Source organism: Mesorhizobium sp. B2-8-9 (genome assembly GCF_006439475.1).
Lineage (GTDB): Bacteria > Pseudomonadota > Alphaproteobacteria > Rhizobiales > Rhizobiaceae > Mesorhizobium.
Genome location: NZ_VFTQ01000002.1, coordinates 389381 through 409655, shown reverse-complemented (window position 1 = coordinate 409655; position 20275 = coordinate 389381). Strand labels below are relative to the sequence as shown.

Sequence of the window (20275 nt, the reverse complement as noted above, 5' to 3'; positions counted from 1 at the left end):
CCTCTGTCCTGCCGGACATCTCCCCCGCAAGGGGGGAGATTAGCAGCTTCGGCGCACCGCCTTTCTGCCGGCGTTGGAGATTGGCGAAAGCCCAGGCGACATCTGATCTCCCCCCTTGCGGGGGAGATGTCCGGCAGGACAGAGGGGGGTGCGAAGGAACTCGACGTATCCTCTTTTGGGAGCTTGGCGTCGTCATGACCACCTTCACCCCCTCCACACTCACCGAAACCCTCTCCACCATCCAATGGGCAGCCGCCGAGGAAACGCCGCTCGAAATCCTCGGCCATGGCTCGAAGCGCGGCATCGGCCGCCCATTACAGACCGAACACACACTCGACTTGTCGCACCTCATCGGCGTAACCCTCTACGAACCGGCCGAGCTCGTGCTCTCGGCCAGGGCCGGCACGCCGCTCGCCGAGATCGAAAAATTGCTTGCCGAGAACGGCCAGCAATTCGCGTTTGAGCCGATGGACTATGGCCCGTTGCTCGGCGGTGAACCAGGCAAGGGCACGATCGGTGGCGTGCTGGCTTCGAACCTCTCCGGCCCGCGTCGCCTCAAGGCGGGCGCCGCGCGCGACCATATCCTCGGCGTCGCCGCCGTCTCCGGCCGTGGCGAGGCTTTCAAGTCGGGCGGCCGCGTGGTCAAGAACGTGACCGGCTACGACCTCTCCAAGCTGATGGCCAACAGCTGGGGCACGCTCGCCGTCTTGACCGACGTCACCTTCAAGGTCCTGCCGGCCGCGGAAACGGAAGTGACCTTGGCCATACGCGGCCTGCTCGACGATGCCGCCGTGGCCGCAATGGCGCTGGCGCTCGGCTCCAGCGCCGAGGTGTCGAGCGCCGCGCACCTGCCGGAGCGCATCGCCGCGAAGGTCGCCGGCGGCAAGCACGGCAGCGATGCCGCCACGCTGCTGCGCGTCGAGGGATTCGGGCCTTCGGTCGTCTATCGCATCGAGGCCCTGAAGCGGCTGCTCGGCAAGGCCGGCCCGCTCGAAGAAATCGCCGGCGAGGCCTCGAAGGCGATCTGGCGCGACATTCGCGACTGCGTGCCTTTCGCCGACGGCGGCGCGCGGCCGGTCTGGCGCGTCTCGATGGCGCCATCCGCGGCGCATCACATGGTGATGGCGCTGCGCATGCAGGCGGCGGTCGATGCCTTCTATGACTGGCAGGGCGGTCTGGTGTGGCTGTCGATGCGCGAGAACGACCCGGAGGCCGGGCTGCTGCGTGGACTGATCCGCAAGCATGGCGGCGGCCACGCGACGCTGGTACGCGCATCCGCACCGCATCGCGCGGCGCTGCCGGTGTTCGAGCCGCAGCCGCCGCATCTGGCCGCGCTTTCGGCGCGGCTCAAGGCCGAGTTCGACCCGAAGCAGATTCTCAACCCCGGCCGCATGGCCTAAAGCAATTCCAGGAAAAATGTGAAACGGTTTTCCGTCCGGAATTGCGTCTAACAGAGACGGCGATATGCAGACCAATTTCTCCGCCGCGCAGCTTGCCGACCCGCATGTCGCGGAATCGGAAAAGATCCTGCGCAAGTGCGTGCATTGCGGCTTCTGCACCGCCACCTGCCCGACCTATGTGACATTGGGCAACGAGCTCGATTCGCCGCGCGGCCGCATCTACCTCATCAAGGACATGTTGGAGAACGGCCGGCCGGCCGACAAGGAGATCGTCACCCATATCGACCGCTGCCTGTCCTGCCTTGCCTGCATGACGACCTGCCCCTCGGGCGTGAACTACATGCATCTGGTCGACCATGCCCGCGCTCATATCCAGGAAACCTACAAGCGCCCGCTGCTCGACCGGCTGACGCGCGCCATGCTAGCCTTCGTGCTGCCTTACCCGAACCGCTTCCGCGCCGCGCTGAAGCTCGCCGGGTTCGGCCGGCCGTTCATCGGCCTGTTCGAGAAATTGCCGGCGCTGAGGCCGGTGGCGGCGATGCTGAAGCTCGCGCCATCGGCGATCCCGCCGGCATCGCCGATGGCTTCGGCCGGCACACATGCCGGGAAAGGCGCAAGGCGCGGCCGCGTCGCGATCCTCACCGGCTGCGCGCAGTCCGTGCTCGATCCGGCGATCAACGAGGCGACCATCTCTTTGCTGACCAGGCTCGGCGTTGAGGTCGTGGTGCCGGAGGGCGAGGGCTGCTGCGGCGCGCTCGTCCATCACATGGGCCGCGAGCATCAGGCCCTTGCCTCGGCCAGACAGAATGTCGACGCCTGGATGCGCGCCATTGAGCAGGGCGGGCTCGACGCTATTATCATCACCGCGTCCGGCTGCGGCACGACCATCAAGGATTATGGCTTCATGCTCCGCCTCGATCCCGCCTATGCCGAAAAGGCGGCGCGGGTATCGTCACTGGCCAAGGACATCACCGAATATCTCGCCGCGCTCGACCTTCCCGAGCCAGTGCGCAAGCCGGGCACGGTCGTCGCTTACCATTCGGCCTGTTCCATGCAGCACGGCCAGAAGATCACGCGTCAGCCGAAGGAGCTGCTGGCCAAGGCCGGCTTCGTTGTCCGCGAGCCGCGCGAGGGGCATCTGTGCTGCGGCTCGGCCGGCACCTACAACATCCTGCAGCCCGACATTTCGGCTAGATTGCGCGACCGCAAGGTCAAAAACATCGAAGCGACGGGCGCTTCAGTCGTCGCCACCGGCAACATCGGCTGCATCACGCAGATCGCGTCCGCGGCGAAGCTGCCGGTCGTGCATACGATCAAGCTACTCGACTGGGCTTATGGCGGCCCGAAGCCGGAAGGCGTTTCCGACAGCGGTTTGATCGCTGCCGAATAATTATTCCGCCGCGAGCTGGTCCGGCACGCCATAGGTCGCGCGGTAAAGCGCGCGCTGGCGGTTGAGCGCGACCATGGTGTTGCGCAACAGGATCGCCACGGTGAGTGGGCCGACGCCGCCCGGCACCGGCGTGATCCAGGAGGCCACGTCCTTGACGCTGTCCGTGTCGACGTCGCCGACGATGCGGGTTTCGCCGTCGGATCCGACCTCGGAATTGATGCCGATGTCGATGACGGCAGCGCCCGGCTTCACCATGTCGGCCTTGATCAGCCTGGGCTTGCCGACGGCGACGAACAGCGCGTCCGCGCGCCGCGCATGCGCCGCCACCGATCGCGTCATGTGATGGCAGACCGTCACCGTCGCGCCTTCGCTCATCAGCAGGAAGGCAATCGGTTTGCCGACGATCTCGGAATGGCCGACGACGACCACTTCGAGCCCCTGGAGCTCGAGGCCGGTTTCCTTGAGCAGCTCAACCGAGGCAGCCGCGGTGCAGGGCGCCAGGTCGAGCTGGTTGTAGACGATGTTGCCGATCGAGGCCGGATGCATGCCCTCGACGTCCTTCAGCGGATGCACCGCCGCCTGCAGCGTCTTGATCGGGATATGCGCCGGCACCGGCCGCTGGATGATGATTCCGGTGACGCGCGGGTCGGCGTTGAGGCCGTGGATCGCAGCTTCAAGTTCGCCGGCGGTGATGTCGGCGGCAAAGCGCCGCTCCTCGAAGGAGATGCCGGCAAGGGCTGCCTTGGCGCGCTGGTTGCGCACATAGACATCGACCGCTGCGGTATCGCCGACGGTGATCGAGACAAGCTTCGGCGGGAAACCTTCGGCCGTGGCGATCGCTGCGTCCTCGCGCACCGAAGCGATGATGCGCTGGGCGACCGGGCCGCCTTTCAGGTAGCGGCTGTCGTCGGTCCGGGTCATGGCTGGCACCTCTGCCTTCTGAGGCAATTCAAGGAAAGGCGCACTGCCCTCCGGAATTGCGTGACTATCAAGATTTGTGCACTGCAATAGCAGAGGAGCGCCGGGAAATCAGCCCCGGAAACGAAATGCCCTGCTTTCGGGGCGACTTGCCACCTCATGCATGGAAAAAACAAAAAACGAAAAAGGCAGCGCGGTTTCCCTGCGCTGCCTTTTCGCGACTGGCCGTATCCCCACACGGCCCGTCCCCCATAAACCCCTTCGCTGGTTAAAGCACATCCCGCAGGATGGCACTATGACTTGGCTGCAACAGCATCAGACAAAAAGTGCTGCGCCGTCTAACCAGCTGATTCGCTGTGACTATATCACCTCGACCGTGGTTCCGACATTTACGCGCTCATAGAGATCGACGACATCTTCGTTGCGCATGCGGATGCAGCCGGAAGACACCGCGCCGCCGATCGTCCAGGGCTGGTTGGTGCCGTGGATGCGGTATTCGGTGGTGCCGAGATAGAGTGCGCGCGCGCCGAGCGGGTTCTCGATGCCGCCGGCAAGATAGGTCGGCAGGTAGCGGCCCTTGGCAGCTTCGCGCTTGATCATCTCCGCGGGCGGACGCCAGTCCGGCCAGACCTTCTTGTCGGTGATCTTGTGGGTGCCGGACCATTCGAAGCCGGGCTTGCCGGTGCCGACGCCGTAGCGCCGCGCCTTGCCGTTCTTCTCGACCAGATAGAGGAAATTCTGGTGCGTATCGATGACGATGGTGCCCGGCTTCGCAGGGCCGTCATAGGCGACTTCCTGCGGCAGGTAGACCGGATTGATCTGCGGCCGCATCACCATGCGCTTGGCCGGCTGCTGCACGGCCGCCGTCTTCTGCCGGTCGGGCTGCGCCTGGAACAGGCGCTGCAGCGGCTGCTGTACCGCCTGCCGGGTTGGGCGCACGATGCCCGGCGCATGGCCGAGCTGCAGCACCCAGGGCGCCGAAAGGTCGGGGCTCACCATCACCGGCGGCACGTCGGCATAGCGGTCATTGGCAAGGGAAGTCGTGGCGCCGGCGGCAAGAATGGCCACCGCGCCGAGCAGGGAACAAAACGCTGTCTTCATCGGAACGCACCTTGATCGAACTCATCCGGGGCGTAGGGAGCCCGCGGTTTCGCGATCCTTGGCGCGGAGCGGCAAGCAAAACATGAATCGGAATGCGTAAAATGCCGCTTTGTCAGTAAACCTTTTGGTGTGGTTACCGGCCGGTTCAGGAATCTGGTAAAGCCACGGTAAAAGCTGCGCTGAGGCGCGTTAACGAATGGATTTGCTGACGATGGCGATTGAAAATGCCGGCATTCTCGACGGGCCCGACGGCAAGGCGCGCTGTTTCTGGCACGGCAATTTGCCGGACTATCTCCACTACCACGATCACGAATGGGGCCGGCCAGTGACGGATGATCGCCGGCTGTTCGAAAAGATCTGCCTCGAAGGCTTCCAATCGGGCCTGTCGTGGCTGACCATCCTGCGCAAGCGCGAGAATTTCCGCGAGGCCTTCGCCGGTTTCGACTTCGAAAAGGTGGCGGCGTTCACAGACGCGGATGTCGAGCGCCTGCTCGGCAATGCCGGCATCATCCGCCACCGCGGCAAGATCGTTTCGACCATCAACAACGCCAAACGCGCCCGCGAGATGGTCGACGAGTTCGGCTCGCTTGCCGCCTGGTTCTGGAAGTTCGAGCCGGGTCCGGGCGAGCGGCCCGAAATCGTCGACCTGGCGCATCTGCGCGCCAACCCGACGACGGCGGTGTCGGTCAGGATATCGAAGGAATTGAAGAAGCGCGGCTGGAGCTTTGTCGGCCCGACCACGGTCTATGCCTTCATGCAGGCGATGGGCCTGGTCAACGACCATCTCGAAGGCTGCTACTGCCGGGCAGAGGTGGAGAAAGAGCGCAAGACGTTCAAGCGGCCGAAGTAGGGGTGCTTTCTTCCTTCTCCCCTTGTGGGAGAAGGTGGCCGCGAAGCGGCCGGATGAGGGGTGTTCCAGGGAAAGCCAGCGTCTCACACCGCCGGAGGAGACGGCAAGATTGCCAGCGGCTCACTTCGCTGGAGCACCCCTCATCCGTCTCGGCGCTAACGCGCCGATCCACCGTCTCCGACAGGGGGAGAAGGAAAAGAGGCGCGCTACTTCTCGAATCTGCCCTTATGGCCGCTGCCGTTGATGTCCCACACCAGACTGGAGCCGGACACCGTCAGCACCAGTCCGCTGAAGCCGCTGTCGTCGGGCGTATGATGCGTGGAGGCGGAGCTGCGGCCTGCCGGGATGACCTCGACAGTCGAGCCCTTCCGCACCCAGCAGCCCTTGCCGTACTGGTCGTTGGCGCCATAGGCGAGCGCGAATTCAAAGCTGCCGTCTTTCTTCAACAGCAGTTCTGAACCGACCTCCATGACGCCGTTCAGGTAATAATGGCCGGCAAGACGGGCATCACCCGCCTGGCAGGCGTTGGCGGCAACGGGCATGCTACAGAAAAGCGCGCCGGCAAGCGCGTACGCGAATTGCAGATGCATGATGATCCCCCGATCGTTGAGTGAAAGTCAGACGCTGCCGGCGCCGGCCAGGAACAGTCCGGCAATGATCGCCGCCACCGCCGCGAAGGCCGGATAGATCACCAGCAGGCCAGTCACCAGCGCGTCGCGCACGGTGGGCTCGCGCGCCTCGGCCGCGACCTCGAACGGCCCGGCCGGCTGCTGGGCCGGCTTGAGCATAAAGCCGCCGGCAGGCCGCAGCCTGGCCGATGTGCCGCTCTCGGTAATCTCGTTAGCCGTCGTCATGCCCCGAACCCCTTGTTTCGACTTGCTTTATGGTCGCCGATTGTGTCGGTAGCATGCCGCGCCGACGGCGGAATTGTTTCGTTTTTGGCGCTGTTTGTTTCAGTTTTCCTTCTCCCCTTGTGGGAGAAGATGGCCGCGAAGCGGCCGGATGAGGGTGCTTCAGGAAAAGCCGACGTCTCGCTCCGCTGGAACACCCCTCATCCGTTTCGGCGCTATCGCGCCGATCCACCTTCTCCCACAAGGGGAAGGCGAGGCGCTAACCCTTGCCGCTCCAAGCGGCATCGTTTAGGAAACGCGCGCCCATTGACCAGAAAGACCGATCCCATGGCCGACAAATCGGAAAAGACGAAAGCGCGGCTGCCGCGCGGATTTGCCGACCGCAGCGCCGAGGATATTCGTGCCGTCGAGAAGATGATGGCGACCATCCGCTCGGTCTACGAGCTCTACGGTTTCGAGCCGGCCGACCAGCCGATGATCGAATACACCGATGCTCTCGGCAAATTCCTGCCCGACCAGGACCGGCCGAATGAAGGCGTGTTCTCCTTCCAGGATGATGACGACCAGTGGCTGTCGCTGCGTTACGACCTGACCGCGCCGACGGCGCGTTTCGTCGCCGAGAATTACGACAGGTTGCCAAAACCCTATCGCAGCTACCGCTCCGGCTGGGTGTTCCGCAACGAGAAGCCTGGTCCCGGCCGCTTCCGCCAGTTCATGCAGTTCGACGCCGACACCATCGGTACGCCGGGTGTCGCCGCCGATGCCGAGATGGCGATGATGATGGCTGACGTGATGGAAGCGCTCGGCATCAAGCGCGGCGACTACGTCATTCGCGTCAACAACCGCAAGGTGTTGGACGGCGTGCTGGAAGCAATTGGCCTTGGCGGCGAGGAAAATGCCGGCCGCCGGCTGACGGTGCTGCGCGCCATCGACAAGCTCGACAAGCTCGGGCCGGAAGGCGTCAGGCTCCTGCTTGGTCCCGGCCGTTGGGATGGCGGCAAGGAAGGCGAGGGCGACTTCGCCAAGGGCGCCGGATTGAACGACACGCAAGGTGAGGCGGTTCTTCTGGCAACGGCAAGAAACGGGCAGGCCGCCCAGGATGCAAGCGTCAATGCCAACGCTGTCTATCAGGAAGGCGTCGGCGAACTGGCAACGATCGAGGCGCTGGTTAGAGCCGCTGGCTATGGCGAAGACCGCATTGTGATGGATCGCTCCGTCGTGCGCGGCCTCGAATACTACACCGGCCCGGTCTTCGAGGCCGAGTTGCTGGCCGAGATCCCCAATGACGAAGGCCAGATCGTGCGTTTCGGCTCGGTCGGCGGGGGCGGGCGCTATGACGGGCTGGTCTCGCGTTTCCGCGGCGAGCCGGTGCCGGCGACCGGCTTCTCCATCGGCGTCTCCCGGCTGATGACGGCGCTCAAGAACCTCGGCAAGCTCGACGCCTCCGATGTCATCGCGCCGGTCGTGGTGCTGGTCATGGACAAGGACACCGAAAGCCTCGGCCGCTACCAGAAGATGGTTGCCGACCTGCGCGCCGCCGGCATCCGCTCCGAAATGTATCTCGGCGGCGCCGGCATGAAGGCGCAGCTGAAATATGCCGACCGTCGCGGCAGCCCGGTCGCTATCATCCAGGGTGGCGACGAGCGCGCCAAAGGCGAGGTGCAGATCAAGGACCTGATCGAAGGCGCGCGCCTGTCGGCCGAGATCGCCGACAATGCCGAATGGCGCGCCGCAAGGCCGGCGCAAGTGACGGTGGCGGAGAGCGAGCTGGTTGGCGAGGTGAAGAAGATCCTGGCGGCGCAGGCTGAGGAGCGCGCACGTGGCCGATAGGGCGCCGACCTCCCCTTCTCCCCTTGTGGGAGAAGGTGGCCGAGCGAAGCTCGGTCGGATGAGGGGTGTTCCAGGGAACGCCGGCGTCTCATTCCTTCCAACACCCCTCATCCGTCTCGGCGCTGCGCGCCGATCCACCTTCTCCCACAAGGGGAGAAGGGGAAGGGGCGCCGCATGACCACCCGTCCCGCCATCGCCGCCGACATCGTCGAACTATTCGCCGCCCGCGACACCCACGCCGTGGAAGTCGCCGTGCTGCAGCCTGCCGATCCGTTCCTCGACATGGCCGGCGAAGACCTGCGTCGCCGCATCTTCCTGACCGAAAGCGAGACCGGCAAGACGCTGTGCCTGCGGCCCGAATTCACCATTCCCGTCTGCCTCGACCACATCTCCAGCCAGGCCGGCACGCCGCGCCGCTATTCTTATCTCGGCGAAGTGTTCCGCCAGCGCCGCGACGGCGGCAACGAGTTCTTCCAGGCCGGCATCGAGGATCTCGGCGACCGCGACACGGCCGCCGCCGATGCCCGCTCGCTGGCCGACGCGCATGCGCTGCTGTCACTGGTGCTGCCTGGCTGGAAGCTCGCCGTCACGCTTGGTGACCAGACCTTGTTCGAGGCGGTGCTGGCGGCGCTCGGCCTGCCGCGCGGCTGGCGCATGCGCCTGGCGCGCGCCTTCGGCTCCGCGCCGATGCTGGAGGCCGCCCTTGCCGATCTCGCCAATCCGCCGCGCAACAGTCAGCTTTCCGGTCCGGTCGCGCTGCTGGTGCTCGACGGCGATGTGGAAGGCCTTGCCGCGCATATTGCCGACGGCATGGAGGAAGCCGGGCTGTCGGCGTCATCCGGCCGCGCGCCTGCCGACATTGCGCGCCGGCTGATCGAGAAAGCGCAACTGCGCAGCGTGCGGCTGTCCGACGAGGCCTTCTCGGCGTTGAAGGGCTTTCTCGAGATCGACGTCGCGCTCAGCGACGCGACCGCGGCGCTGGAAAAATTCGCCGCCGATGCCGGCCTGTCGCTGGGACCGGCGCTGGAGAATTTCGCCGCCCGCGCCAAGGCGATCGAGGCGCATGGGCTGTCGGCGGCGCAAATCCGCTATGACGCCGCCTTCGGTCGCCCGCTGGATTACTACACCGGCCTGGTCTTCGAGATCGCGGTCCGGGATGGCGATCGGCCGCTGGTCGGCGGCGGTCGCTACGACCGGCTGCTGACGCTGCTGGGTGCAAAAAAGCCGATTCCAGGGGTCGGCTTCTCGGTCTGGCTCGACCGTATCGAAGCCTTGCGGGAGAGCGCCAAATGATCACGCTGGCGATCCCCTCGAAGGGCCGTCTCAAGGAGCAGTCGCTCGAAGTGCTGGCCAGGGCCGGCCTGGCCGTGAGCCTGCCTGAAGACGACCGCAAGTACCGCGCCCGCATCGACGGTCTCGACAATGTCGAGGTGGCCTTCCTGTCCGCGTCCGAGATCGCCGGCGAGATCGGCCAGGGCGCGGTCGATCTCGGCATCACCGGCGAGGACCTTTTGCGCGAGAACCTCGCCGACTGGGAAGCGTGCGCGGAGATCGTCGCCCGCCTTGGCTTCGGCCATGCCGATGTCGTGGTGGCGGTGCCCGACATCTGGCTGGACGTCGACAGCATGGCCGACCTCGATGACGTCGCCGCTGATTTTCGCCAACGCCACGGCCGGAGGCTCAGGATCGCCACCAAATACTGGCGGCTGACGCAGCAGTTCTTTTCGCTCAAGCATGGCATCCAGGTCTACCGCATCGTCGAAAGCCTCGGCGCCACCGAAGGCGCGCCGGCCGCCGGCCTTGCGGACGTCATCGTCGACATCACCACCACCGGCTCGACGCTGCGCGCCAACCACCTCAAGGTGCTGGGCGATGGCACGATCCTGAAGTCGCAGGCCTGTCTGGTGGCGTCGAAGAAGCGGCGCGATGCGGCCGACGAAGCGATCCTGCGCGACATCGCCGCGAAGATGAGCGTCCTCCCTCCTCGCTGAGGGGCCTCAAGCAAAGGGGGACCTTTGAAGGATTTCCACCATCTCCATCGGCTGATAGGCTGGCCTATCCCGGGAGGAGAACGGCGATGGCGATCAAACTCGACGAGCTCATGAACGCCACCAATCTGCGCAAAACGCGCAACAGCTTCATTGCTCCGGTTGGCGGCAAGGCGCATGTGTCGGGCGACCGCTCGGTGCCTCTGCTCGACAAGACCATTCCGGAATTGTTTTCCGATACGGTGAGCAGATACGCGACGCTCGACGCCGCCGTTTTCGTCGGCCAGGACAAGCGTTTCACCTGGAGCGAGCTGTCGGATGCGGTCGACGCCTTGGCCGCCGGTTTCCTGGCGCTCGGCCTCGAAAAAGGCGACCGCGTCGGCATCTGGTCGCCGAACCGCTGGGAATGGCTGGTGACGCAGTTCGCCACCGCCCGCATCGGCCTGATTCTGGTCAACATCAACCCGGCCTACCGGCTGACCGAGCTCGAATACGCGCTGAACAAAGTCAGCTGCAAGGCATTGGTCACCGCCGCGCAGTTCAAGACCTCCGACTATCTCGGCATGATCGAGACATTGGCGCCGGAGATCGCCAAGGCGGAGTCCGGCAAGCTCAAGGCTAAGAAACTGCCGGCGCTGGAAATAGTCATCCGGATGGGCGACGACAACTCGCCCGGCATGTTCAATTTCGGCGACGTGCTCGCGATGGCCGGTCGCGACGAGCATGACAGCCTCGACCGCATCTCCGAAGGGCTGAAGCCCGGCGAGGCCATCAACATCCAGTTCACCTCAGGCACGACCGGCGCGCCGAAAGGCGCGACGCTGACGCATTCCAACATCGTCAACAACGGCAATTTCGTCACCTCGGCCATAAAACTCACCACCGAAGACCGGCTCTGCATTCCGGTGCCGCTCTATCACTGCTTCGGCATGTCGATGGGTACGATGGGCTGCGTGTCGAAAGGCGCGACCATGGTCTTCCCGGGCGAAGGCTTCGATGCCGGCGCGACGCTGAAAGCGGTCGCGCAGGAGCGTTGCACCGGGCTATACGGCGTGCCGACAATGTTCGTCGCCATGCTCGATCACGCGGATTTTGCCAGCTTCGATCTCTCCAGCCTGCGCACCGGCATCATGGCCGGCTCGCCTTGCCCGATCGAGGTGATGAAGAAGGTGGTGTCGCTGATGCATATGAGCCAGGTGACCATCGCCTATGGCATGACGGAGACCAGTCCCGTCTCCTTCCAGAGCAGCGTCGACGATCCGCTGGAAAAGCGTGTCTCAACCGTCGGCCGCATCCACCCCCATGTCGAGGTCAAGGCGATCGGCGCCGACGGCGGCACCGTCGCGGTCGGCGAGCCGGGCGAGCTCTGCACGCGCGGCTATTCGGTGATGAAGGGCTATTGGGACGACGCCGAAAAGACCCGTGAGGCGATCGACGTCGACGGCTGGATGCACACAGGCGACCTCGCCACGATCGACGCCGAGGGCTATTGCAACATCGTCGGCCGGGTGAAGGACATGGTCATCCGCGGCGGCGAGAACGTCTACCCTCGCGAGGTCGAGGAATTCCTCTACCGCCATCCGAAAATAAAGGAAGTGCAGGTCTTCGGCATCCCGGACGACAAATATGGCGAGGAGCTCTGCGCCTGGATCGTGCTGAAGCCCGATCAGATCGCCACCGCCGAGGAGATCAAGGCCTTCTGCGCCGGCCAGATCGCGCATTACAAGGTGCCGCGCTACATCCGCTTCCGCGCCGAGCTGCCGATGACGGTGACCGGCAAGCCGCAGAAGTTCCTGATGCGCGAGGCGATGGTGGAGGAGCTCGGGCTGGTGGCGCAGAAGACGGCGTGAAACGGCATCTATGGACAACGAGTTTCCAAATTTCGCGGCGCTGAGAGCCGCCAAAATTGAAAACGTGGATTATCGCATCGTCGTCCGGCGGGGCGCGCGAACCGGAAGTGCCATCGTCATGGCCCCGCATGGCGGCAAAATCGAGCCTCGCACCTCCCTGATCACCGAGACGATAGCAGGGGCCGATCTCGATATGTATTGCTTTGAAGGGCTCATGCCGGAAAGCAACCGGGAGCTGCACATAACGTCCAGGAACTTTGACGAGGCAACCGCGCTCGAACTGTTGCGGACGAAGTCCACCGTCGTCGCTATCCACGGCCGTCAGGATCGCGACGATTTTTCGACAGTCTATCTGGGCGGCAAGGACGCCGCGTTGGTTTCAGAGATAGCCGGGCGTCTGCAGGAGGCCCGTTTCCAGACAAAAAGAGACAATCATCCCTTTCCCGGTATCCAGGATTCGAACATCGTGAATCGCGGGCTGACGGGGAAGGGAGCGCAGCTGGAAGTGCCTTTCTCGCTGCGCCGCCGACTGGGCAACGAGCCGGAACTTCTGGAAAAATTCTGTGGGGCAGTTCGTAACGCCATCGAGACATTCGACGCCATAAACGGCGCCCAGTCCCCGATCATGTTTTGAATGCTGCAACGATGCCCGTGATGCTCCCCAGGCGCTTTTCCGCTAAGCTCGGGCAAACGCCTGGCATTCGGGGGCTTCGATGACTGGTTATGCGCGATCGGTGACGTCCTACACGATGCCGTTGGTGGCGCTGGCAATGGCTTTCGCGGTCAGGGCCAGCGGCCTTTCGGTCGACGAAGGGTCGCTGAATACCAGGATCCTCATTGGGGTGCTGTCGAGCGCCATCATGTTCACCACCATTTTCGTCGTGCTCGACCACGCCGAGGGAGTCGCCTCGCGCGTGGGCGAGCCCTATGGAACTTTGGTGCTGACATTTGCGGTGACGGCAATCGAAGTGACGATCATCGTCTCCATGATGCTGCATGGAGAAAACAACCCGACGCTGGCGCGCGAGTCCGTTTTCTCGACGGTGATGATCACCTCCACCGGCGTCGTCGGCATCTGTCTCACGCTTGGCGGCTGGCGCTACCGCAAGCAGGCGATCCTGCGGCAAGGAACCAGCGCATACCTGTCGGTTCTGATCGCGCTGACCGTGATGACGCTTATTCTTCCGACCTACACCCAAGCCACGGATCCCGGCACGTTTTCGGCGGCTCAGCTTGGTTTTGTCAGCGTCCTTTCGGTGCTGCTCTATGCGAGCTTCGTGTTCGCCCAAACCGTCCGACACCGGGAGGACTTCGTCCAGGGGCAGGCGCACGACGCTCCGACGCGAACTGCAACCCACGGAAGCATCTCCGTCAGCGCGCTCCTGCTGCTGAGCGGGCTCGTCGGCATTGTCCTGCTCGCCGAGCAGGTCGCCGCGAGCGTGGAGGATGCGCTCGCCGCCTATCAGGTGATCCAGGCCGACAGCATCGTAGGGGCAATGATCGCGGCGCTGGTTTTGATGCCGGAGGCGATCTCGGCGATCCGCGCTTCCTTCAAGAATGAGCTGCAGCGCAGCCTAAACGTCGCGATGGGCTCGGCTTGCGCCACGATCGGCTTGACGATACCGGCGGTCGCGGCGGCCAGCCTGCTGACGGGCAGGGGGCTGACCTTGGGGCTCCCGGCGTCCGATGCCGTGCTTCTGGTGCTGGCGCTTTTTATCTGCAGCGTCAGCTTCAGCACCGAACGAACGACGTTCCTGACCGGCATGGTGCATGTCGTGGTGTTTTTCACCTACGTGTTTCTGATCTTTGTGCCGTGAAGTGCCGGCCGGCGGGCGCAGGGATGGAGATGCGTCGAAGCGCGCTTCACACCCCCAGCACTGCCCGGTCCAGCCCGCGTATGATCCGCGCCAGCTCCACGCATTCGTCCTGGCGCACCTTGTTCTTCCGCCAGGCCATGCAGATCATGCGCTGCGGCATCGGCTCCTGGAACGGCACGATTCTCAGATCCGGCATGACGCCGGCAGCACTTGCCGCCATTTCCGGCACCAGCGTGACGCCCAGCCCATGCGCCACCATCTGCAGGAGCGTCGTCAGGCTGGTCGCGCCGTAGCTTGCCATCGCCACCGGCCGCACATTGCCGCAGACGGCCAGCGCCTGCTCGCGCAGGCAGTGGCCTTCCTCCAAAAGCATCAGCCGCTCCAGCGCCGGGCTTTCGGGCGGCACCGGCGGCGAGGCGAAGGCCGGATCGCCGGCGGGAACGGCGAGGAAGAAGCGGTCTGGAAAAAGCGCTTCGGTTACGATCGCCGGCTGATCGAGCGGCAAGGCCGCGATGAAGGCGTCGAGCCGGCCGGACGTCGCATCCTCGACCAGCGACGCGGTTACCGCCTCGCGCAGTTCGAGCTGGAGGGCAGGATAGTGCTTTTTCAGCTCCGGGAGCACATGCGGCAGGAGATAGGGCGCGACCGTCGGGATGATGCCCAGCCGGAAGCGTCCTTCCATGGTCGGGCGGCCGCGCCGGGCAGTCGTCTCGACGTCACGTATATCCGCCAGAATGCGCTCGATACGCGGCTGCAGGGCAAGCGCCTCGTCGGTCATGCGCACCGTCTTGCCGCCGCGTTCGAACAACAGGCAGTTTAGCCGCTCTTCCATCTCGGCGATCTGCGCGGAAAGGGCCGGCTGGCTGACGCCGGCGAGTTTCGCGGCGCGGCCGAAATGCAGCGTCTGCGCCAGCGCGTCGAAATACTGCATTTGCCGGACAGTGAGGCCAATCATAAGAAAATCCTATCAAACGAAACAGGAAAGGCAATTTGTCTTTATCGGCAGGCCGGCCTAGTCTGGAATCGTTCCAGGTTGGCACGGCCAGCGGCTGCCCCCGAAATTTCGGGAAAATCAACCTCGGCAAATTCAACCACGGCAAAACCTCGGCAGAATCGGGAGACTAAGATGGACGCGAAAACCGACGACAACAGCGCTGGCAAATGCCCGGTGGCGCATGGATCCGCACGGACCAACCGCGACTGGTGGCCGAACCAGCTCGACCTTGCCGTTCTCCACCAGCAGTCGAACCTCTCGGACCCGATGGACGAAGATTTCGACTACGCCAAGGAGTTTGCGAGCCTCGACCTTGATGCGGTGATCGCAGACCTGCACAAGGTCATGACGGATTCGCAGGACTGGTGGCCGGCCGACTTCGGCCATTATGGGCCGCTCTTCATCCGCATGGCCTGGCACAGCGCCGGCACCTATCGCATCGGCGACGGCCGCGGCGGCGCCGGCGCCGGTCAGCAGCGTTTCGCGCCGCTGAACAGCTGGCCGGACAACGCCAACCTCGACAAGGCGCGCCGGCTGCTGTGGCCGGTCAAGCAGAAATACGGCCGCAAGATTTCCTGGGCCGACCTTCTGATCCTCACCGGCAACGTCGCGCTGGAATCGATGGGCTTCAAGACCTTCGGCTTCGCCGGCGGCCGCGCCGATGTGTGGGAGCCGGAGCAGGACGTGGACTGGGGCTCCGAAACCAAGTGGCTTGGCGACGAGCGCTATTCGGGCGACCGTGAGCTTCGCGGCCATCTCGGCGCCGTGCAGATGGGCCTCATCTACGTCAACCCGGAAGGCCCGAACGGCAAGCCGGATCCCGTCGCGGCCGCGCGCGACATCCGCGAGACCTTCGGCCGCATGGCCATGAACGACGAGGAGACCGTGGCGCTGATCGCCGGCGGCCACAGCTTCGGCAAGACGCATGGCGCGGGTGATGCCTCGCTGGTGGGCGTCGAGCCGGAAGGCGCCGGCATCGAAGCGCAGGGCCTCGGCTGGTCGAGCAAATATGCCTCCGGCATTGCCGGCGACGCCATCACCTCGGGCCTCGAGGTCACGTGGACGACGACGCCGACCAAATGGAGCAACAATTTCTTCGACAACCTCTTCAACTATGAATGGGAGCTGACGAAGAGCCCGGCCGGCGCGCATCAGTGGACGCCGAGAGGCGGCGCCGGCGCCGGCACCGTTCCGGACGCGCACGATCCCTCCAAGCGTCACGCGCCGGCCATGCTCACCACCGACCTCGCGCTGCGTTTCGACCCGGCCTATGAGAAGATCTCGCGCCGCTTCCACCAGAACCCGGACCAGTTCGCCGACGCCTTCGCCCGCGCCTGGTTCAAGCTCACTCATCGCGACATGGGCCCGGTCGTGCGCTATCTCGGCCCGCTCGTGCCGAAGGAAGAGCTGATCTGGCAGGATCCGATCCCGGCCATCGACCATGAGCTGGTAAGCGAGGCCGACATCGCTTCGCTCAAGGCCAAGATCCTGGCCTCCGGCCTGTCGGTGTCGGAACTGGTCTCGACCGCCTGGGCCTCGGCCTCGACCTTCCGCGGCTCGGACAAGCGCGGCGGCGCCAATGGCGCCCGCATCCGTCTGGCGCCGCAGAAGGACTGGGAGGTCAACGAGCCGGCCCAGCTCGCCAAGGTGCTGGCCAAGCTGGAATCCATCCAGAAGGAGTTCAACACCGCGCAGACCGGCGGCAAGAAGGTCTCGCTCGCCGACCTCATCGTGCTTGGCGGCGTCGCCGCAGTCGAGAAGGCGGCGAAGGACGGCGGCACGGAAGTCAAGGTACCCTTCACGCCGGGCCGCATGGACGCTTCGCAGGAGCAGACGGACGTCGCCTCCTTCGCCGCGCTGGAGCCGAAGGTAGACGGCTTCCGCAACTATGCCCGCGGCAGGTTGCCGATGTCGGTCGAAGCGATGCTGGTCGACCGCGCCCAGTTGCTGACGCTGACCGCGCCGGAAATGACGGTACTGGTCGGCGGCCTGCGCGTGCTCGGTGCCAATGCCGGCGGTTCCAAGCATGGCGTCTTCACCGACAGGCCTGGCCAGCTCACCAACGACTTCTTCGTCAACCTGCTCTCGATGGCCACCGTCTGGGATCCGGCGGCCGGCTCAGAGCCGGGCTCGGACGAGGTTTACGAAGCGCGCGACCGCAAGACCAAGGAGGTCAAGTGGACCGGCACCCGCGCCGACCTGATCTTCGGCTCGCACGCGCAGCTGCGCGCGCTCTCCGAAGTCTACGCCTCGGCCGACGCCAAGGCCAAGCTCGTCAAGGATTTCGTCAAGGCCTGGACGAAGGTGATGAACGCCGACCGCTTCGACATCGCGAGATAAAGTCGTAGCTCCCAAGCAAAAAGGCGCGGGTCATGCCCGCGCCTTTTACTTTATCGAACTGCGGTCAGTCTTTTTCGAAGACGCCGGCCTTGGCGACGACGCCGGCAATCGCGCCGCCGACCAGCGGCGCGACGATGAACAGCCAGAGCTGGCTGAGCGCAGCACCGCCCGAAAACAGCGCCGGGCCGATCGAGCGCGCCGGATTGACCGAGGTGCCGGTCACCGGGATCAGGGCGAAGTGGATGCCCGCCAGCGTCAGTCCGATGGCCAGGCCGGCAAAGGCGGTGGTGTGCTTGGCGTTGGTGACGCCGAGGATCACGGTGACGAAAGTGAAGGTGCCGATCAGCTCCCACAGGAAGGCTGAGCTCATGCCCCATTTCGTTTCGTCCCAGCCATTCGCGCCGAAGCCGCCGGTGTGGCCGCCGACCTGGCCGGAAACGATGATCCACAGCGCCAGCGAGGCGATGATGGCGCCAATGATCTGCGAGATCCAGTAGGGGACGACATCCTTGGCCGGCATCCGCCCCGCCAGGAACACGCCGAGCGTCACCGCCGGATTGAGATGCGCGCCCGAGATCGGGCCGATCGCATAGGCCGCGGCGATCAGGCCGATGCCGAACGCCAGGCCGATGCCTTCCTGTCCGAGCGGCAGCGCGCCGCCGAAGCCGCCCGTGACCACGGAGGCGGTGCCGATGAACACCAACAAAAACGTGCCGAGAACTTCTGCCAGATAAGTCTTCATTGCCCTCTCCTCATAGGATCCGTCGAAACTGCGTTTCCCGCGTCGCGAATCACTACCGGAAGAGTATTCCTGCCGGAAACACTTGAAAAGCTTGGAGGTTAAGCCGGTTGGCTTTCTTGCAGGCGCCAATCAAAAACATTAGAAGTCTTTCATGTTCTGATCGATTGTTCTTGTTTCCTGACTCGGGCTCCCACCAACGGAAAAATCGTTCGGCCAAATGGGCCGGTCTTGAAACGCCATTTCATCGGCAAACCGAACGGAACTGTTTCAATCCTGGCCGGAAAGGCTTTATGAGCGGGCTGGAACCGAATTGTAACAGCTACGGAAAACGGGATGCGACTGGGCGGAAGGCTGGCGGCGGCCATAGAGGTTCTTGAAGACATCGGCCGGCGTCACCGGCCGGTGGCCGACGCCCTGCGCGATTGGGGCCTGTCGCATCGTTTCGCCGGCGGCGGCGACCGCGCCGCGATCGGCAACATCGTTTATGATGCGCTGCGCCGCAAACGCTCGGCCGGCTGGCTGTTCGGCGAAGACACGCCGCGCGCTATCGGCTTCGGCGCGCTTCTGTTGGAATGGGGCCAGACGGCGCAGTCGCTCAACGACGCGCTCGACGGCGACAAATTCGCGCCGCCGCTGCTCAGCGCGTCCGAGTTGAAAGCGGCTGCCGAGCGCAGGCTTGGCGAGGCCCCCGATGCTGTGCGGGCCGATATCCCGGACTGGTGCGCGCCGCTGCTCGAGCAAGCCTATGGCGACGCCTGGGTCAAGGAAGGCGCCGCCCTGGCGCAGCGCCCGCCGCTGGACCTGAGGGTCAACACGCTCCAGGCCGATCGCGCCAAGGTGCTGGCCGAGCTCCAGGGCACCGGTGCCGCGCCTACGGCGATCGCGCCGCATGGCATCCGCATCCCGCCGATCGACGGCGACGGCCGGCATCCGAACGTGCAGGCCGAGCCTGCCTTCCAGAAAGGCTGGTTCGAGGTGCAGGACGAAGGCTCGCAGCTTGCCGCCGCGCTTGCCGGCGCCGAGCCCGGCATGCAGGTGCTCGATTATTGCGCCGGCGCCGGCGGCAAGACGCTGGCGCTGTCGGCCGAGATGGACAATCGGGGCCAGCTCTTTGCCCATGACGCGGAGAAGGTGCGGCTGGCGCCGATCTTCGAGCGCATCCGCCGCTCACACAACCGCAACGTCCAGGTCGTCAGCAAGCCCGCGGAGCTTGCGCCGCTCACCAACCATATGGACATCGTGCTGATCGACGCGCCCTGCACCGGCAGCGGTACCTGGCGGCGGCGGCCCGACGCCAAATGGCGTTTGACGGAAAGGCAGCTCGATGCCCGCAAGGCAGAGCAGCAGGCGATCCTCGACACCGCGCAAGTCTTCGTCAAGCCGGGCGGCCTGCTGGTCTACATCACCTGTTCGGTGTTCGACGCCGAGAACGGCGAGCAGGTCGCCGCGTTCCGCGCGCGCCATGAAGGCTTCGCGCCGGTCGATCATCGCCAGCTGTGGGACAGCCGCTTCCCGGGCCATGAAGGGGCCGCGCGCATTGCTGATACCGGCGGTATCTCGCTGTCGCCGGCGCTCAGCGGCACCGACGGGTTCTATCTCCATGCCTTGCGCAGGACCGCCTGAACACCGCCGGCTTTTGCTGCGCTGCAGCATAAAAGATTGCCTGTCTTGCCTGGCTCTGCAATAAACTTCGCCAGCAATGTGAGGCAAAGCGCCATGGCGGCAGCCAAGATCGTACCCGCTCCGGATTTCGAGGAACGCGTCAGGGCGTCCTTTGCCCGCCAGGAGGCGATGGCGACAATCGGCGCCGAGCTGACGCTGGTGACGCCTGGCATCATCGAGATCGAGATGCCGTATTCCGCCTCGCTGACCCAGCAGCACGGTTTCCTGCATGCCGGCGTCATCTCCACGGCGTTGGACTCCGCCTGCGGTTACGCGGCCTTTTCGCTGATGCCGGAGAATTCCGGCGTGCTGACCATCGAGTTCAAGGTGAACCTGCTCGCGCCGGGCAGGGGCGAGCGGTTCCTGTTCCGCGGCTCCGTGACCAAACCCGGTCGCACCATCATCGTCGCCGACGGCCAGGCCTACGCCTTCGCCGCCGACGGCGAGGCCAAGCTGATCGCCACCATGACCGGCACGATGATGACGGTGGTCGGCCGCGACGGGATAGAGGGGTGAGGAGCGGTCCGCGCAGCGGACGAAAA

General features: G+C 64.8%; 18 protein-coding genes. 12 read left to right on the top strand and 6 right to left on the bottom strand.

Annotation, left to right across the window (positions count from 1 at the left end; translation table 11 throughout):
* Nucleotides 1-194: 194 nt before the first annotated feature.
* Both glcE and glcF read left to right on the top strand, forming a co-directional pair.
* The gene (glcE, locus tag FJ423_RS04225) at nt 195-1400 is read left to right on the top strand and encodes a glycolate oxidase subunit GlcE (RefSeq protein ID WP_140839430.1); all 1206 of its coding nucleotides are present in this window, start codon (nt 195-197) and stop codon (nt 1398-1400) included.
* 64 nt (nt 1401-1464) lie between these two features.
* Nucleotides 1465-2790, top strand: coding sequence for a glycolate oxidase subunit GlcF (gene glcF / locus FJ423_RS04220; protein ID WP_140839428.1), 1326 nt, complete (start codon nt 1465-1467; stop codon nt 2788-2790).
* Here glcF and FJ423_RS04215 read toward each other — a convergent pair whose 3' ends face one another.
* Both FJ423_RS04215 and FJ423_RS04210 read right to left on the bottom strand, forming a co-directional pair.
* Complete coding sequence (locus FJ423_RS04215; RefSeq protein ID WP_140839426.1) at nt 2791-3711, bottom strand: bifunctional 5,10-methylenetetrahydrofolate dehydrogenase/5,10-methenyltetrahydrofolate cyclohydrolase; 921 nt, start codon at nt 3709-3711, stop codon at nt 2791-2793. It lies immediately after the preceding gene.
* 357 nt (nt 3712-4068) lie between these two features.
* Nucleotides 4069-4809 carry a L,D-transpeptidase gene (locus FJ423_RS04210; RefSeq protein ID WP_140839424.1) on the bottom strand — a complete coding sequence of 247 codons (741 nt, stop codon included), beginning with the start codon at nt 4807-4809 and terminating at the stop codon, nt 4069-4071.
* A 211-nt stretch (nt 4810-5020) separates the two neighbouring features.
* On the opposite strand from FJ423_RS04210, the gene FJ423_RS04205 reads away from it, so the two are divergent.
* Nucleotides 5021-5659, top strand: coding sequence for a DNA-3-methyladenine glycosylase I (locus FJ423_RS04205; protein ID WP_140839543.1), 639 nt, complete (start codon nt 5021-5023; stop codon nt 5657-5659).
* Between the two features lie 206 nt (nt 5660-5865).
* Here FJ423_RS04205 and FJ423_RS04200 read toward each other — a convergent pair whose 3' ends face one another.
* Complete coding sequence (locus FJ423_RS04200; RefSeq protein ID WP_140839422.1) at nt 5866-6249, bottom strand: hypothetical protein; 384 nt, start codon at nt 6247-6249, stop codon at nt 5866-5868.
* A gap of 27 nt (nt 6250-6276) precedes the next feature.
* A complete protein-coding gene (locus FJ423_RS04195; RefSeq protein WP_140839420.1) occupies nt 6277-6513 on the bottom strand; it encodes a hypothetical protein in 237 nt (78 codons plus the stop codon).
* A gap of 324 nt (nt 6514-6837) precedes the next feature.
* Between FJ423_RS04195 and hisS the strand changes: the two genes are divergently transcribed.
* The 6 genes from hisS (at nt 6838) to FJ423_RS04165 (ending at nt 13995) form a co-directional block, all read left to right on the top strand.
* Nucleotides 6838-8340, top strand: a complete 1503-nt coding sequence (gene hisS, locus FJ423_RS04190; RefSeq protein ID WP_140839541.1) for a histidine--tRNA ligase — start codon at nt 6838-6840, stop codon at nt 8338-8340.
* A 174-nt stretch (nt 8341-8514) separates the two neighbouring features.
* Nucleotides 8515-9633, top strand: coding sequence for an ATP phosphoribosyltransferase regulatory subunit (locus FJ423_RS04185; RefSeq protein ID WP_140839418.1), 1119 nt, complete (start codon nt 8515-8517; stop codon nt 9631-9633).
* Complete coding sequence (hisG, locus tag FJ423_RS04180; RefSeq protein ID WP_140839416.1) at nt 9630-10331, top strand: ATP phosphoribosyltransferase; 702 nt, start codon at nt 9630-9632, stop codon at nt 10329-10331. Before FJ423_RS04185 ends, hisG begins: the two co-directional genes overlap by 4 nt.
* Nucleotides 10332-10417: 86 nt before the next feature.
* A complete protein-coding gene (locus tag FJ423_RS04175) occupies nt 10418-12178 on the top strand; it encodes an AMP-binding protein (protein WP_140839414.1) in 1761 nt (586 codons plus the stop codon).
* A 10-nt stretch (nt 12179-12188) separates the two neighbouring features.
* Nucleotides 12189-12812, top strand: coding sequence for a poly-gamma-glutamate hydrolase family protein (locus FJ423_RS04170; protein WP_140839412.1), 624 nt, complete (start codon nt 12189-12191; stop codon nt 12810-12812).
* Nucleotides 12813-13038: 226 nt separating this feature from the next.
* Nucleotides 13039-13995 (top strand): calcium:proton antiporter, encoded by a 957-nt coding sequence (locus tag FJ423_RS04165; protein ID WP_246680083.1) that lies wholly within the window; start codon nt 13039-13041, stop codon nt 13993-13995.
* A gap of 46 nt (nt 13996-14041) precedes the next feature.
* Here the strand turns inward: FJ423_RS04165 and FJ423_RS04160 are convergent, their stop codons facing one another.
* Nucleotides 14042-14950, bottom strand: a complete 909-nt coding sequence (locus tag FJ423_RS04160) for a hydrogen peroxide-inducible genes activator (RefSeq protein ID WP_140839408.1) — start codon at nt 14948-14950, stop codon at nt 14042-14044.
* 171 nt (nt 14951-15121) lie between these two features.
* Here FJ423_RS04160 and katG point away from each other — a divergent pair, with 171 nt between their 5' ends.
* A complete protein-coding gene (gene katG / locus FJ423_RS04155; RefSeq protein ID WP_140839406.1) occupies nt 15122-17329 on the top strand; it encodes a catalase/peroxidase HPI in 2208 nt (735 codons plus the stop codon).
* Nucleotides 17330-17393: 64 nt separating this feature from the next.
* Here katG and FJ423_RS04150 read toward each other — a convergent pair whose 3' ends face one another.
* A complete protein-coding gene (locus FJ423_RS04150) occupies nt 17394-18071 on the bottom strand; it encodes an MIP family channel protein (protein WP_140839404.1) in 678 nt (225 codons plus the stop codon).
* Nucleotides 18072-18404: 333 nt separating this feature from the next.
* Between FJ423_RS04150 and FJ423_RS04145 the strand changes: the two genes are divergently transcribed.
* Entirely contained in the window at nt 18405-19694 is a 1290-nt protein-coding gene (locus tag FJ423_RS04145; protein WP_140839402.1) for an RsmB/NOP family class I SAM-dependent RNA methyltransferase, read from the top strand.
* Between the two features lie 93 nt (nt 19695-19787).
* On the top strand, nt 19788-20249 hold the full coding sequence (locus FJ423_RS04140; RefSeq protein WP_140635058.1) for a PaaI family thioesterase: 462 nt from the start codon (nt 19788-19790) through the stop codon (nt 20247-20249).
* Nucleotides 20250-20275 lie beyond the last annotated feature (26 nt).